A 14,288-nucleotide genomic window follows, 5' to 3' on the forward strand; every position below is an offset into this window, starting at 1 on the left:
AAGAAAAATCAGAATCCCAATCCAGCCTGTAGTGTCGGAAAAGAAATTAACAGTCATTTAAATACATTATTTGAAGAGACAGATAAGTTGGTAAGTAATTTTTTAGGAGATAAATCTTTGAAGGAATTCGCAGATCAGTTCGAATAAAAATTTTTTACCCTTAAATGTAACAAAATTTATTACAATTTAATATAAAATAAAACAGTATGAAAAAAGTAGCAGTAATTGGTGCAACCGGATTTGTAGGAGCACACATCGTAACAGAATTGGCAGACAGAGGGTATGCAGTAGAAGCATTAGTAAGAGATGCAGGAAAGGTAAAGACTCAGGAAAATGTAACAGCAAAAAGTGTTGATGTAAACAATGTAGCAGAATTGGCAGAAGCTTTAAAGGGAAATGATGCCGTAATCAGTGCTTTTAATGCAGGATGGACAAACCCAAATCTTTACAACGACTTCCTGAATGGTTCTGAAAATATTGAAAAGGCAGTAGAAGAATCGGGAGTAAAAAGACTGATCGTAGTAGGAGGGGCGGGAAGCCTTTACACACCGGACAATGTTCAGATCGTAGACACACCGGATTTTCCTGATGCTTATAAGCCGGGAGCAACTGCTGCAAGAGATTATTTAAACAAAATCAAAGAAAATAATACATTAGACTGGACATTCTTTAGCCCTGCCATCGAAATGAATCAGGCTAACGTAGGAACAAGAACCGGGAAATACAGAACATCTCTGGAAACTCCTGTATTTGATGAAAACGGAAGAAGTCAACTTTCCGTAGAAGATGTAGCTGTAGTTTTAGTGGATGAACTGGAGCAGAACAAACACATTCGCGAACGTTTTACAGCAGCTTATTAATCTAAAAAGAACAGAAATGCTAAAAAGGAAATTATTATCATTAATAGCTATTTTAGGTTTCATCAGCATATTTGCAGGAAACCTGAAAGTTAAAGTCTATAATCCCGGAAGCAAGGCTATCTTTCCTATTACTTCTACCATTATTTATGGAGATAAAGATGCTATCCTTATTGATGCTCAGTTTCAAAAGCAATATGCAGAGCAGCTGGTAAAAGAGATAAAGGTAACCGGCAAAAATTTGAAAACAGTTTTTATATCTCACAGCGACCCGGATTTCTATTTTGGATTAGATGTGATTAAAAAGGCTTTTCCGGACGTGAAAATTATTTCTACAGCGCAAACAGCTTATCTTATTTCGGCTTCTAAGGATGATAAGTTGGCAGTTTGGAAACCACAATTAAAAACAGATGCTCCATCAGAAATTATTGTGCCGGAAGCAGTAACTTCTATTCCTGATCTTGAAGGAAATAAAATTGAGATCATACAGAATCCTGAAGATCCGGCTCACAGCTTTCTTTGGATTCCATCCATCAAAACTATTGCAGGTGGAATTTCAGTATCTGTAGATTCACATCTTTGGATGGCAGATACTCAAAATGTAAAGGCTATTGACCAATGGATTGGGCAGATTGATGCTATGAAATCTTTAAAGCCTGGTCAGGTAGTCTCATCACATTTTGCTAAACAGTCTCTGTCTCCGGAATCTCTTGACTTTGTGAAAGGTTATCTTGAAAACTATAGAAAAGCAGTTACTGAAAATAAAACTACATCTGCTATCGTAGATTATATGGTAAAAAAATATCCAAATCTTCCAGGAAAAGATGAATTGGAAATGGGCGTAAAGGTTTTCCTTGGAGAAATGGCTTGGGATTTAAAATCACCATATCCTGCCATTGGTAAAAAGGTAGAAGTTGATTTTGGTGCTGTAAAATTCTTATTGGATTTTAAAGACAATAAAACAATGACATTTACCGGACTAACCGGAAGTTCAAAAAATAGTACTGATACTGTAGAATATACTGCTGTGGAAGTAGCAAAGAATGTTTTTATGGTGTACTGGCATGAACCTCATTTAGGTTTTAATGTAACTCATATTCAGGATTACAATAAAAATATAGTGTATTCCAATATTGCAGGACCAGATGGTACCTTCACTCACCCGAAAGGAACGATTAAGATTTTAAAATAAAAATATTTCCAAAAGTACATGCAATGACGGCATGTACTTTTTTATTTTGGAACGGGCAAATTATAGATTTTCATTATATTTGAGCTCGCTTTTCAGACTGGAAGTTTTTATTGAAATTTGCTTCTATAAAGCTTCGAAACATTAACAGATGTCTTAAAAAACTAATGATAATCAATATATGAAATCAATTAAAATTTTACCTTTTCTATTTTTACTGCTTTTGATGAGTTGTAATAAATTAAGTACAACCCCAGAAGATAAAAAATCTGTTGAAGAAGTACAGAAGTTTTATGGCGGATCTGTTGGGACAATGAAAGGTGTAGATTTTTTTAATGGAAAAAGCAATAACTATTTTGAGCTAACAATTAAAGGAAGTGGGCTCATAGATAAGCAACCTGAAAGGTCAATCTCCAGCGCTGCAAATATTGCATATATTGCTTACCAAAATCAAAAACCTGAAACCTATGATATAATTAAAGTAAAAATATTTTTATCTGATGGTTCCAATATTTCGAAATCATTCTCTAAAAAAGAATTACAGGAGGTAAAAGATATTTATCCTGAAGTTGATAAGGTTAATTCATTTTTAATGAATAAAGATTACAATGGTATTCTTGAAATGTTTGAACCCAAATTTAAGCCGGAGGATAAATTAGTAAAAGATGGGCTTTTTGAAATGGACTCCAAGTTAGGATCCATCCAAAAAATCCAATTTCAGGGATTTGAATTTATTGATGATTCTAACTTAGGTCATACGGTATTAATCAGAGAAGTAAGTAAAAGAGATAATATGTTTCCTTTTATTAATATAGCATTTGACAGGAAAACTAAAAAACTTTTGAATATTGAATTTCCATAAAAGATATATTGCAATCAGTATTTAAAAATCAAAATTATAGAAATAAAAAGAAGGTTGTCCATAGGGGCAACCTTCTTTTTTTATAGATTCATAAACAACCTCGGATTCACCGGAGTATTGTTTTTATGTACTTCATAATGAAGATGAGGTCCTGTAGAACGTCCGGAATTGCCGGATTTTGCAATGACCTGACCTACTTTTACTTTATCATTCACTTTAGAAACAAGTTGTGATAAATGTCCGTAAAGAGTAGCCAGTCCGTTTCCATGTGATACAATTACACAATTTCCGTATCCGCCTTTCTGTCCGGAGAAAATAATAGTTCCGGCAGCGGCGGCTCTTACATCTGAACCGAATGCAACAGCAATATCAAGCCCTTTATGGAATTGCATCTGATCTGCTTCAGCTGGGGGATTATTTTTTCCATGGAAGCAGCTTTAGAAGTAGCAGTTCCGGCAACAGACTTTGTAGCAGAAGCTGAAGTAGCTGACACAGAAGCTACTGGAGCGGATTTTGGAGTTACCATCACTTTCACTTCTCTTTTGTTTCCATAGCTGTCTGTAAGCTCAACGATTTTTTCTACTGGCTCAGCCTTTACTTCAGGTTTAGGAGCTGCTGCAGCAACAGGTTTTGCTTCTGCTGATGCACTTGATTTTACTGAAGCAAAAACAGTTTTAAATGGAATAGGATTTTTCCTGATACCGAAATTAGATGAAATATATCCATCTGTAGGCATTCCTAATGGAACCTGCATTAGTTTTTTCTGTAGGTCCATCAGATACTGACTGTATCGGTTGGCTTGTTTGGAAAGATAAATAGAATTGGCAATACTGTCCTGATCAAGCATCATTAGCTTTTCATTGGAGATGTCCTTAGACTTCAGGAAAGAGTTCAGTTGGGCAACTGTCTGATCTACAAGAGTAAGATCAGTTTTCATTTTCAGATAATCTACACTGTCTTTTTCAGTGTTTATTTTTACAAGGTTCACTTCATAATTTTTGTCATCCTTCTCTGAGAAAAGTTTGGCAATAAAGATACCTTGTGCAAAAACTACTAATAAAAGTCCTCCCAGGAGAATGTTTACGTTCTTCTTGCTGTTTAGAAATTTTTTCATATTTCCTCTCTTAGAATATTTAAAACGGTTTTGAAGCTGCAAATTTAATTAAAAATAAGTTTTGTTGGTTATTCTTAATTAAAATTCAGTTTTTTCTGTATCTAACGCTTAATTGTATATTTAATTGTGTAGAAGCATTCTTTTTTTCAGAAAATGGTTTTTTATCATGCCTTAAAGCATTCTGTTAAATCTTTGTTTAATATATTTGCAGTTCACAATCCAATTATGGCTAAAAAGAAAATTATTTCAGAATCTTCAAATCCAAAAAAAACAAAAAAGGATGTTTCTGTAGGAGTAGTGGGAAGCGGAAGTTTTGCAACTGCTATTGTAAAAATGCTTGTTGAAAATTGTAAAGTTGTGCACTGGTGTGTAAGAAGTGAATTTGTAAAAGGTGCAATTGAGCTTCGTGGACATAACCCAACCTATCTTACCGCTGCTCATTTTAACCTGAAGAACTTAAAGTTAACAACGGATATTAACGAACTTGTTTCTGCCTGTGATGTTATTGTTCTGGCAACACCTTCCATTTATCTGTCTGATACATTGGATAAAATGACATGTGATTATTCAGATAAGATCTTTGTTTCTGCAATTAAGGGGATTATTCCTAAAGTGAATGATGTGGTAGCGCATTATCTGCGTGATGAATTTAAAATAGGTTTCAGAAACCAGGCTGTAATTGCAGGACCTTGTCATGCTGAAGAAGTGGCGATGGAAAGACTTTCTTACCTTACTGTAGCTACAGTAGAAGATGAAACAGCAGAAACACTGAAAGGAATTTTCAGCTCAGATTTCATCAAAGTACAAACCAGTAAGGATATTCTGGGAAATGAATACAGCGCGATTCTTAAAAATATTTTTGCCATAGGAGCAGGTATTGCCAGTGGACTGGGATATGGAGACAACTTCACTGCTGTCTTTGTATCTAATGCGATCCGTGAAATGGAAATTTTCCTTGAAGCAATTTATGAAGCACCAAGAGATGTAAATGAAAGTGCTTATCTGGGAGATCTTCTGGTAACGGCTTATTCACTGTTCTCAAGAAACAGAAATCTTGGAAACCTTATCGGAAAAGGATACACCGTAAAATCAGCTATTCAGTCGATGAACATGGTAGCGGAAGGATATTATGCCGCGCAGTCCATCTACAAAACATCAAAACAGAAGAATTTGAAATTACCGATTATTGATACCGTGTATGCCATTCTTTATGAAGGTAAAAATGCTGAAAAACAGTTTAAAAAGTTAACTGCAAAGTTGAATTAATAAAATAAAAAAATAAGGTTCCTTCATGAGAACCTTATTTTTTTACACTATCCGAGTAACTGAAATGTAAGTTTTCTATTGGCTCATTTTTGTTATAACTAATGCCAGTGACGATCTTATATTCAGATTGCTGGCTGTAAAGCCATTTCCTGTATCAAATTCAAATTTTTGTCGGATAGTAGTTGGTGTAGTCAGCTTTAAAAAATAGCTTCCCTGAAAGAAAGTAAATGAACTGGATAATTGGCACATTCTATTCGTTTCCGTAATGCTGGTGCCGGTTACTGCATTAATCATATAAGATTGTGTGCAAGTGAAATTTTGAGAAAGGTATTGTGTATTAGCAGTCCCGTTATTGTTATTGGCATTACTGGAGTCTACCGAATAGCGTAGAATATAAGTTCCGGCCGGTAAAGTAATAGTAGAGGTATCAGAACCTAAGGAAGCTCCTGTAATTTTATTGGCTGCCACTGTAAAATTGGTGAGGGTATTATTTGTACTTCCGGTAGGAATTAAGATACCGGAGTTAATAATTAATGACATAGCCTGAGGCTCAGCTCCAGATATAATGATACGCTGCCATTGATCCCGAACCCATACATAATATCCTTTAGGAAAAACAGACGAACCCCCTTTATTGTAAATCATAAGACCATCTGTAGGATTGGCAATGGGAGTTGATGTACTGTTAAGTACTGTAAGATCATATTGTGGAAATAAGACTCCTTTATTAGAGGAGTTAATATCTAAAACGCTGCTGAAATTAGGTGTGTTTGTGTTAATACCAACCTGTGCTTTGCTGGATATAGCCAACAGTATAAAAGGTATACAAACAAGATAAATATAATTTTTCATTGTAATACTGATTATTGGTTAAGGGCTGATCTTTGAATATCTACTTTTGCATTGGTGATAATAATCTCACCGTTATTTGGAGTAGCCCCCCCGGCTCCCAACTGATAAGTACCTCCGGCATCGTGAGCAATGGAAGGAATGAGTGTAATTGGGGTTGCTGAAGTAGTGACAAACGAGAAACTCATATTTAAAGTATGCGTTTTATTACTTGCTATGGACTGCGCATTAATGCTTATCGTTTTACCGTATTGAGTTCCGGAAATAGGGTCAACAAGTTTTACAAGATACTGATGTAAATGAATTGGAGTACCGCCAATTCCAGTAGTGGAAGTTTCTAAGGCCGTTCTTATATTAAGACATACATTCACCAGATATCCGCTGTTTCCAGGAAGAGTAATGGCTCCTGTTGATGTATTATAAGAAGCTCCAATATCATTAGAAACTACTGTAAAAGCTGCATCATTAAAATTTTTAAATGTACCGTTTGTAAAATTTCCCAATACAGGATAATCTGTGATACGCTGAAGCATCATATAGCTTACCAGGTTATAAGTATCTGCCAGCTGCGTCCATCTGTTATTTTTCCAGATATAAAGCCCCGGACTGATTGAATTTCCTTTATTATATACAATTAACCCCTGAGTAGGATTAATGACAGGGCTGATGTTATTTAATATGTCTGTAATATCAACTCTGGGTAGAAGGACGCCTTTATTGTTGGACTCAGATACTTCCAACACGGCTGAACCATTAATTGTTGTTTTCCCAATACCTACTTGCGCATATAAAGTATGTGCTATAAAAAATAATAGCAGGATATAACTTCTTTTCATTTTTTGTGTTTTTAGAGTTGTGAAATTTTAATATAAGATCCGGTAGGAATTACATTCACAAGGTCATAGAATGTACTGTTCTGCATTCTTCCCAGTCTTAATCTTAATCCACCAATAATGTTGGCATTAGCATTTACAGGAACGCTGTAATAATAGGACCATGTTGCTAAATGGTTGGTGTTCAGTTTTGAGACAATCGGAACTTCTTTTCTGGTATTAGTACCTGATATAAATGTATTGCTGGTGTTATTGTATACATCGTTGGTAAAGTCTATAAAATACCCCATCAGATAATAAGTACTGCCGGTAAGAGGAGCGGTTCCGCCCTGTCCGGGTGGATTTTCCGGGGGAGAATTTAAATTAAGATTTACTTCTACCAGATAGTTTCCCTGAGGAAGAACCAGAGAATATCCTCCTGAGCTTGGATTCTGAACAACTTTAAACCCATTGATGTTGGATACACCGGAAATGTTAGGAAGATTTACTAATAATTGTGTATTGACACCAGCTGCTGCATTATCCAGAGCTGATAAACTTCCTGTAAAATCAAGATAAGCAACTTTAGGTGTATTTTCAGCATCAATGGTACTCTGCCATTGATTTAAAGTTCCGTTGAAAATGTGTAAAGCCTTATTATTACTGTTAGTTCCACCATTAAAGCCAATAAGGGCATTGGCAGGAGAGGCTACCGGAGAACTTGTATTACTGAGGCTGGCAATATCCAGATTTGGAAATAATACTCCTTTGTTTCCGCCGGAGATGACAACCGTTGGCACGCTGGTATATCCACTTCCGCCATTATTGATGGTAATACCGGTAAGAACACCATTCGTGATATTGGCAGTTGCACGTGCTTTTGTACCGCCATTTACAATAGGTCCTCCACCATAAAAGTTTACAGTTGGAGCTGTAGTATATCCACTTCCGCCATTATTAATGGTAATTCCTGTTACGGCTCCGCCTGATACTGTAGCAGTGGCAGCCGCTGAAACTCCATTGAAACTTTCAATATGCAAAATTGCACTGGGGTCCGGTTTGGACGTGTTGATTCCTACACTTCCGCTTTGGGCAAATGCCACTGTTGCGAAAAATGTACTTACGAAGTTAACAATTTTCATCTTTAATATGTTTACGAAATAATTTTAATTAAATACAACCGGAATATGTATTAAATCAATTTAAATATACGTATAAAAAATGATTATTTTAATATTTTTATGTAAAATTAAATCTATTTAATTGTTGATTTATCAATAGAATGTGATTTTTAATATGTTTTTCTTAATTAATAATCACTTATTGTTGAAAAAGTGAATTGACGTAAACTATTATGATTAGCATATTTGAGTATGGTAAACTTAAATGAACTTTTATCAACGTAAAATAAATGGTGTATGCTGATGTGATAATTACTTACATATTGGTGAATTATGAAGAGATTAAAATAAATTGTTTTTTAATTTAAATTTCCTGTTTATCATTGTTATTATTAATCATTTCAATGCTCCGTTATTGATACTTTCCATTATATAGTGTTGTGTAATTAAGAAGTGTGTTTAGAACAAAAATTAACGTGTTAAAATCGTTAAACGCGCTTCTCTTTTTAAAACTTTTCCCGAAATTTGAACTAAAATTTAAAATTATGTCACAATCGCTTACAAGCAGAACACCGAAACCTAAATACGACGTTGTACTGATAGGGGGCGGAATCATGAGCGCTACTTTAGCAACGCTGCTGCATGAATTTGATCCAAATCTTGAAATTGCTATCTTCGAAAGACTAGGAAGATTTGCCAAAGAAAGTACAGCCGCTTGGAACAACGCCGGAACAGGGCACTCCGCATTTTGTGAGCTAAATTATACACCGGAAAATCCGGATGGTAGTATTGATATCAAGAAAGCAGAAAGTATTGCAGAACAGTTTGAAATTTCAAAACAGTTCTGGGCTTATTTACTGGCAAAAGGATATATTCAGGATCCAAAGGATTTCATCAATTCCTGTCCACACATGAGTCTGGTATTTGGAGAAAAAGATGCCGAATATCTTAAGAAACGTCATGATAAAATGTCTGAATCAGTTCTTTTCTCCGGAATGGAATTTTCTACAGATCATGATAAGCTGAGAGAATGGATTCCATTGGTAATGAGTAAAAGAAACAAATCTGAAGTAATGGCAGCTACCAAAATGGATATGGGGACGGATGTTAACTTCGGAACTTTAACAAGAAAAATGGGAAGACACCTTCTGGAAGATTCAAAAGTGGAAGTATTCCTGTATCATGAAGTAAAAGATATCAGCCCTAAGGAAGATGGAAAATGGGAAATGAAAGTGAAGGACAGAATCCACAGCCACAAGCAGGAAGTGAATGCAGACTTTGTATTCATTGGTGCCGGCGGATATGCACTTCCGTTATTGGATAGTTCAGATATTAAAGAAAGCGAAGGATACGGCGGTTTCCCGGTTTCAGGACAATGGTTGGTAACTCATAATCAGGAATTGGTAGAAAAACACCAGGCTAAAGTATATACTCAGGCTACTGTAGATGCTCCGCCAATGTCTGTTCCACACCTTGATCTTAGAATTATTGACGGGCAAAAAGCTCTTCTTTTCGGACCTTTCGCAGGATTTTCAACCAAGTTCCTGAAAGAAGGAAGTTATCTTGATTTACCGGAAAGTGTTAATACTAAAAATTTAAAATCTTTATTTGGAGCCTGGTGGCATAATCTTCCTCTGACTAAATATCTTATTCAGCAGGTAGCAATGACCAAGTCTCAAAGAATGCAGCATTTGAGAGAATTTATCAAAGATGCTAAAGAAGAGGATTGGGAATTGAAAGTAGCCGGGCAAAGAGTTCAGATTATTAAGAAAGATGATAAGTTAGGTGGTAAGCTGGAGTTCGGAACTGAAGTAGTGGTGAATAAAAATGGTACCATTGCTTCATTGTTGGGAGCTTCTCCGGGAGCATCTACAGCAGTAGAGGCAATGCTTACAGTTATTGAAAAATGTTTCCCTGAGAAACTTCATGGAGAATGGAAAGATAAGTTGCTGGAAATGGTTCCGTCATACGGACAAAAGCTGGCAGTGCATCCTGAACTTACTGAAAAAGTAAGAGCATATACAAAAGAAAAACTTGAGTTAGAATACTAAATATTAATAATGAGCAATGAGTAATAAACAATCTGAAAAGCATTACTCATTGCTCATCTCTTATTACTCATAAAAAGGTGGAAGAAATAGTTATAAAGCCGGTTATTGCAAAAGAACTCCTGGAGTCTCTTCAGACAAAAATTGAAGAAGAGAAACAGGTGATTGTACACTGTTGCTTTCCCGCATCCCCATTTTTAGGAAATTTAATCAGAATCTGGCATTCAACCTATCTTTTTGATAACCAGTCTGAGCATAGAAGCAAGATGATTCATGCAGAGAATATTTCAATTTCTCCTTATTGGACGCCTGTTCCCTTTATGAAGGATTTCTGGTTTACTTTGATCTTTTCAGGGCTGCCGAATGACTGTAAAAGTTTCGATCTTAAAGAAGTTATTCCTGAGGAAGGAGGTTTCTTTGTAGAATCCATTAAAAGAAATTCCTCAGACGTTTATCGCGTAAAAATATCAGAATCTTATTAGCAATGAAGGGTAGGGATGAAAAGCTTGAACAAATTATTCACTGGGCAGAAAATAACCCGGATATCCGTGTGGCTCTCTTAACCAGTTCTTTGGTAAATCCTTATGCTCCCGTAGATAATTTTAGTGATCTTGATGTAGAACTGGTTTTTGAAAACAGAAAGGCTTACGAAGATTATAATGAATGGATCAGACTTTTCGGAGAACCAATTTCTATGATTGAAGAGGATGATGCTGTTTTTGATGGAAAACATGCCATGAAAATGGTTTTGTACAGAGACCATATTAAAGTTGATTTTAAACTTTATCAGGTACCGGAATTTTGTGAAGAAGTGAAAAAAGATGTACTTCCGGAAGATTGGGATCTCGGATACAGGGTTTTAGTAGATAAAGATGGTCTTACCAGGGATTTGAAAGCTCCAACCTATCAATCCATCATGATCCAGCAGCCAACAGAAACAGAGTTTAAAAAGTTGCTGAATGATTTCTGGTGGGATACAACTTATGTAGCAAAATGCCTCAAAAGAGGAGATATTTTCTATGCTAAATTCATGTCTGAAAATATATTGAGATCAGATTATCTGGTTCCTTTAATCGAATGGTATATTGCAGACTCTCATGGCTGGAATAATATAACCACTAATAAACACGGAAGGCTTTTCAAAAAATATCTCCCTACTGAATTATGGGGTAGAGTAGAAGCTACCTTTTCAGGAAGTGATATTGAGGAAAATTGGAATGCATTATTTGCTTTTGCTGACCTCGTTCATGAATTGGGAACTACTTTATCTAAAAAACTGAATTTTGAATATCCTTTTCAGCATGAAACAGATATTCGGAATTACCTTACAGAAGTAAAAGCGCTGCCTTAAGCAAATTCATTCTGTTGAATAAGATTTTCAATACAATATTCTGCAATCGCAGTAATGGTTACAAACGGATTCACTCCAATAGTTCCAGGAATTAAAGACCCATCCAGTACATACAGATTTTCATGATCTTTTAGTTTTCCAAACTCATTAGTAGCTTCTCCTAATACACATCCACCAAGGGGATGATAACAAATATCTGCTCCAAAACCATTATTGAACAGGAAGTGACTTCTGGTTCCGCCATTTGCATTGTTCATTTTTCGGATAAAATATTTGGCATTCTCTCTCATTTTTATGGTGTTGCTTTCATTCCAGTTTAAAGTAATTTTCTGATTGATTGTATCATAACCTACTTCTCCTTTTTTATATACTCTGTTGATAAGTAGGTATAAAGCTGTGGCAACATCCATTCCCATTGGCAAGGGCGCAATTTCTGTGAAAAATGGGTGTTCTTTATCATCCCAGTTATCTATTCCACCTACAGGTATTGTTGACTGTTTTGAACCTGTACCGCCTGATAATGGTTTTACCCAGTTTCTTCCAGTCATAAAATTACCGTTGTTCCCCCAATTCTTACCAATTTTTTCATGAACAGGAAAGTTATTCACAGCGTTAGAACGTAATAAAAGTTCTAATGTTCCCATAGTACCTGCTGAAAGAATCAGTTTTTTACAGTTAAAAACTTTGTCTGCCACAACACTTCCCGAGGTATCAATATGCTGAACATTGAGAGTGTAGCTTTTATCATCATTGAGTTTAATATGATCCACCCGATGAAGGTCCAGTATTTCCAGGTTTCCGGTTTCCATAGCCTTTTTCAGATAGGTTTTATCCAGGCTGTTTTTCCCATGATTATTTCCATAGATCACTTCAGTATTGAGGGCAGAACGGGGAACTTCATTCAAATATTCCTTTTCCATGTATTTAAAATCATATACATTGGGAACCCGCATAGTTTTGAAACCTGCTTTTTGGGCTTCTGCTTCACCTACTCTTGTGAATTTGTAATAAGGACAGTCCTTTAGAAACTGCTCATCGATAACATTTACTTTAAGCTCTTCCCGAACCAGTGGAAAGTAATGGCTGTAAAACTTTTCTGCATCAAGGGTAGGGAAAACTTCCCTGAAATAACTTTCCTTGGGTGTTACAGCCATTCCACCGTTAACAAGTGAACCGCCGCCAACACCTCTTCCAACCCAAATCTTTATATGCTCAAAATCAAGACGATCCAGTGCTCCGGTGAAAGGAGTGAGTGAAAATAGATTCATAAAAGGAGCAATACTTTTCTTTTTCAGCCATGCAGAGCTTTTTCCTGGCTTCAGAAGATTGGAAAATGGAATTCCTGCCTTTTCCCAGTTAAGGCCCATTTCCAGTAAGGTCACTTTTTTCCGGCCTCACACAGACGGAGGGCAGAAACAGCACCACCATATCCGCTTCCAATGATGATAATTGGGGTATCAATGGTTTCTTTAATTGTATTTATTCTTTGTTCAGCTGCCTGAAATAGCTCTGATTGTAGAAAATAAAAACCTGAAATAGCGAGTATGCTTGTTTTGATGAATTTCTTTCTGTCCATGGGCTTTATTGCTCAAAAAGTATGCTAGATCAACGGGAACCTATTTTATTTAAAACAGATTATATTTTTTAGTAGATTTTTAACTTTTCATACCCAGAAAAATTCATAGTTTTACTTATAATTTAATGTTCATGAAAAGATATATACTCATATTTTTGTTGTTACCACTGCTTGTTTTTTCTCAAAAGAAAGTTTCTAAGGAAATGGCAGAGGTTAAAAAATTTCAAAAGGAGCTTGATAAAGAATATTTGGACCCAAAAGAGACTCCTTTGCGTGGGGATAATTTTAAGAATTTTAAAAAGCATCCGTTTTTTCCGATTGATATGAAATATCGGGTAACTGCAAAATTTGTTAAAACTGAAGATGCTCAGCCTTTTGATCTTCCAACCTCTTCAGGGAAAACAAAATCTTATAAAGAATATGGAAAGGCAACTTTTGAACTGGATGGAAAACCTTATACGTTAACTTTATACCAAAGCCTTGCCCTGATTAAGCAGGATAAATACAAAGATTATCTTTTTCTGCCATTCCGTGATGCTACCAATGAAAAAGAAACCTATGGTGGTGGAAAATATATGGATTTGAAAATTCCGAAAAGAAATACCATTATTCTGGATTTTAACAAGTCTTATCATCCGTTCTGTGCCTATAACGCCTACGATTACAACTGTCCTATTGTTCCTGAAGAAAATAAGCTTCCGGTAGAAATACGGGCAGGAGTGATGTATGAAGATATTTATCATCATTAATTATGATAAGCTTAGTTTTTTTTAAACCGGAAGAACATCTTTCTGGAGTTAGCTATAGTTTAGATGAAAACCAGTTGCGTTTTACCGCTTCTGCAAACCAGGCTTTACAAAGTATTGAGGCCAGAGAGGATGATGATGCGTTCCCCATTACGATTCTGGTAAATAATATTCCGGCAGGATTTTTTGTCTTGGATTTCGGAAATGATAAATTTGAGCTTACAGAAAATGAGAATTCTGTTCTGGTAAGATCATTATCTGTAAATCCTGAACTGCAGGGTAAGGGGATTGGGAAAGCTGCCATGTTGCAGGTAGATGATTTTGTAAGAAAAAACTTTAAAGATTGTGATGAAATTGTTTTGGCTGTGAACCAGAAAAATGATTCAGCGTATCATATTTATCTGAAAGCAGGGTATATTTACGACGGTAAAACCAGAATTGGAAGGAGTGGGCCACAATATCTGATGTATAAAAAGATTTAAATTAGAGTTTGAAGG

16 protein-coding genes are annotated in these 14,288 nt (G+C 35.7%); 9 read left to right on the forward strand and 7 right to left on the reverse strand.

All coding sequences use genetic code 11. From position 1 onward, the window contains the following. The first annotated feature begins 206 nt into the window (after window positions 1-206). The 3 genes from BOQ64_RS21815 (at window position 207) to BOQ64_RS21825 (ending at window position 2,908) form a co-directional block, all read left to right on the forward strand. Entirely contained in the window at window positions 207-860 is a 654-nt protein-coding gene (locus BOQ64_RS21815; protein WP_129058733.1) for an NAD(P)-dependent oxidoreductase, read from the forward strand. Between the two features lie 16 nt (window positions 861-876). Then, complete coding sequence (locus tag BOQ64_RS21820) at window positions 877-2,049, forward strand: MBL fold metallo-hydrolase (protein ID WP_129058734.1); 1,173 nt, start codon at window positions 877-879, stop codon at window positions 2,047-2,049. A gap of 178 nt (window positions 2,050-2,227) precedes the next feature. After that, window positions 2,228-2,908: a hypothetical protein gene (locus BOQ64_RS21825; protein WP_129058735.1), complete on the forward strand. Its 681-nt coding sequence runs from the start codon at window positions 2,228-2,230 to the stop codon at window positions 2,906-2,908. A gap of 80 nt (window positions 2,909-2,988) precedes the next feature. On the opposite strand, the gene BOQ64_RS24260 is transcribed toward BOQ64_RS21825, so the two are convergent. After that, window positions 2,989-3,300, reverse strand: coding sequence for a M23 family metallopeptidase (locus tag BOQ64_RS24260; protein WP_410494480.1), 312 nt, complete (start codon window positions 3,298-3,300; stop codon window positions 2,989-2,991). Further along, window positions 3,249-4,022 (reverse strand): M23 family peptidase, encoded by a 774-nt coding sequence (locus tag BOQ64_RS21830; protein WP_228448521.1) that lies wholly within the window; start codon window positions 4,020-4,022, stop codon window positions 3,249-3,251. The genes BOQ64_RS24260 and BOQ64_RS21830 overlap by 52 nt, the downstream gene beginning before the upstream one ends. A gap of 225 nt (window positions 4,023-4,247) precedes the next feature. Here BOQ64_RS21830 and BOQ64_RS21835 point away from each other — a divergent pair, with 225 nt between their 5' ends. Then, window positions 4,248-5,288 (forward strand): NAD(P)H-dependent glycerol-3-phosphate dehydrogenase, encoded by a 1,041-nt coding sequence (locus tag BOQ64_RS21835; protein WP_129058736.1) that lies wholly within the window; start codon window positions 4,248-4,250, stop codon window positions 5,286-5,288. Window positions 5,289-5,363: 75 nt separating this feature from the next. Here BOQ64_RS21835 and BOQ64_RS21840 read toward each other — a convergent pair whose 3' ends face one another. Genes BOQ64_RS21840 through BOQ64_RS21850 form a run of 3 tightly spaced genes read right to left on the reverse strand, consistent with a single transcriptional unit; the run spans window position 5,364 to window position 8,091 of the window. Continuing rightward, the gene (locus tag BOQ64_RS21840) at window positions 5,364-6,140 is read right to left on the reverse strand and encodes a hypothetical protein (RefSeq protein WP_129058737.1); all 777 of its coding nucleotides are present in this window, start codon (window positions 6,138-6,140) and stop codon (window positions 5,364-5,366) included. 11 nt (window positions 6,141-6,151) lie between these two features. Beyond that, entirely contained in the window at window positions 6,152-6,973 is an 822-nt protein-coding gene (locus BOQ64_RS21845) for a hypothetical protein (RefSeq protein ID WP_129058738.1), read from the reverse strand. An 11-nt stretch (window positions 6,974-6,984) separates the two neighbouring features. After that, window positions 6,985-8,091: a hypothetical protein gene (locus BOQ64_RS21850; protein WP_129058739.1), complete on the reverse strand. Its 1,107-nt coding sequence runs from the start codon at window positions 8,089-8,091 to the stop codon at window positions 6,985-6,987. Window positions 8,092-8,615: 524 nt separating this feature from the next. On the opposite strand from BOQ64_RS21850, the gene mqo reads away from it, so the two are divergent. From mqo to BOQ64_RS21865, 3 genes are all read left to right on the forward strand, one after another. After that, complete coding sequence (mqo, locus tag BOQ64_RS21855; protein WP_129058740.1) at window positions 8,616-10,121, forward strand: malate dehydrogenase (quinone); 1,506 nt, start codon at window positions 8,616-8,618, stop codon at window positions 10,119-10,121. Between the two features lie 77 nt (window positions 10,122-10,198). Then, window positions 10,199-10,600, forward strand: a complete 402-nt coding sequence (locus BOQ64_RS21860) for a hypothetical protein (protein WP_129058741.1) — start codon at window positions 10,199-10,201, stop codon at window positions 10,598-10,600. A gap of 2 nt (window positions 10,601-10,602) precedes the next feature. Continuing rightward, entirely contained in the window at window positions 10,603-11,469 is an 867-nt protein-coding gene (locus BOQ64_RS21865; RefSeq protein WP_129058742.1) for an AadS family aminoglycoside 6-adenylyltransferase, read from the forward strand. On the opposite strand, the gene BOQ64_RS21870 is transcribed toward BOQ64_RS21865, so the two are convergent. Together BOQ64_RS21870 and BOQ64_RS24265 are read right to left on the reverse strand one after the other, a co-directional pair. Then, a complete protein-coding gene (locus BOQ64_RS21870) occupies window positions 11,466-12,851 on the reverse strand; it encodes a GMC family oxidoreductase N-terminal domain-containing protein (protein ID WP_228448522.1) in 1,386 nt (461 codons plus the stop codon). The genes BOQ64_RS21865 and BOQ64_RS21870 overlap by 4 nt on opposite strands. Then, window positions 12,848-13,045: a hypothetical protein gene (locus tag BOQ64_RS24265; protein ID WP_228448523.1), complete on the reverse strand. Its 198-nt coding sequence runs from the start codon at window positions 13,043-13,045 to the stop codon at window positions 12,848-12,850. Before BOQ64_RS24265 ends, BOQ64_RS21870 begins: the two co-directional genes overlap by 4 nt. A 131-nt stretch (window positions 13,046-13,176) precedes the next feature. Between BOQ64_RS24265 and BOQ64_RS21875 the strand changes: the two genes are divergently transcribed. Both BOQ64_RS21875 and BOQ64_RS21880 read left to right on the forward strand, forming a co-directional pair. Beyond that, entirely contained in the window at window positions 13,177-13,794 is a 618-nt protein-coding gene (locus BOQ64_RS21875; RefSeq protein WP_129058743.1) for a DUF1684 domain-containing protein, read from the forward strand. 2 nt (window positions 13,795-13,796) lie between these two features. After that, window positions 13,797-14,273 (forward strand): GNAT family N-acetyltransferase, encoded by a 477-nt coding sequence (locus BOQ64_RS21880; protein ID WP_129058744.1) that lies wholly within the window; start codon window positions 13,797-13,799, stop codon window positions 14,271-14,273. The last annotated feature ends 15 nt before the right edge of the window (window positions 14,274-14,288 follow it).

It is taken from the genome of Chryseobacterium sp. CH25 (assembly GCF_004119455.1).
GTDB lineage: Bacteria > Bacteroidota > Bacteroidia > Flavobacteriales > Weeksellaceae > Chryseobacterium.

Coding starts and splice junctions, on each gene's coding strand:
- BOQ64_RS21815 (WP_129058733.1), top strand. CDS start 207: ATGAAAAAAGTAGCAGTAATTGGTGCAACCGGATTTGTAGGAGCACAC.
- BOQ64_RS24265 (WP_228448523.1), bottom strand. CDS start 13,045: ATGGACAGAAAGAAATTCATCAAAACAAGCATACTCGCTATTTCAGGT.
- BOQ64_RS21830 (WP_228448521.1), bottom strand. CDS start 4,022: ATGAAAAAATTTCTAAACAGCAAGAAGAACGTAAACATTCTCCTGGGA.
- BOQ64_RS21845 (WP_129058738.1), bottom strand. CDS start 6,973: ATGAAAAGAAGTTATATCCTGCTATTATTTTTTATAGCACATACTTTA.
- BOQ64_RS21835 (WP_129058736.1), top strand. CDS start 4,248: ATGGCTAAAAAGAAAATTATTTCAGAATCTTCAAATCCAAAAAAAACA.
- BOQ64_RS21840 (WP_129058737.1), bottom strand. CDS start 6,140: ATGAAAAATTATATTTATCTTGTTTGTATACCTTTTATACTGTTGGCT.
- BOQ64_RS24260 (WP_410494480.1), bottom strand. CDS start 3,300: ATGCAATTCCATAAAGGGCTTGATATTGCTGTTGCATTCGGTTCAGAT.
- BOQ64_RS21875 (WP_129058743.1), top strand. CDS start 13,177: ATGAAAAGATATATACTCATATTTTTGTTGTTACCACTGCTTGTTTTT.
- BOQ64_RS21880 (WP_129058744.1), top strand. CDS start 13,797: ATGATAAGCTTAGTTTTTTTTAAACCGGAAGAACATCTTTCTGGAGTT.
- mqo (WP_129058740.1), top strand. CDS start 8,616: ATGTCACAATCGCTTACAAGCAGAACACCGAAACCTAAATACGACGTT.
- BOQ64_RS21850 (WP_129058739.1), bottom strand. CDS start 8,091: ATGAAAATTGTTAACTTCGTAAGTACATTTTTCGCAACAGTGGCATTT.
- BOQ64_RS21865 (WP_129058742.1), top strand. CDS start 10,603: ATGAAGGGTAGGGATGAAAAGCTTGAACAAATTATTCACTGGGCAGAA.
- BOQ64_RS21820 (WP_129058734.1), top strand. CDS start 877: ATGCTAAAAAGGAAATTATTATCATTAATAGCTATTTTAGGTTTCATC.
- BOQ64_RS21825 (WP_129058735.1), top strand. CDS start 2,228: ATGAAATCAATTAAAATTTTACCTTTTCTATTTTTACTGCTTTTGATG.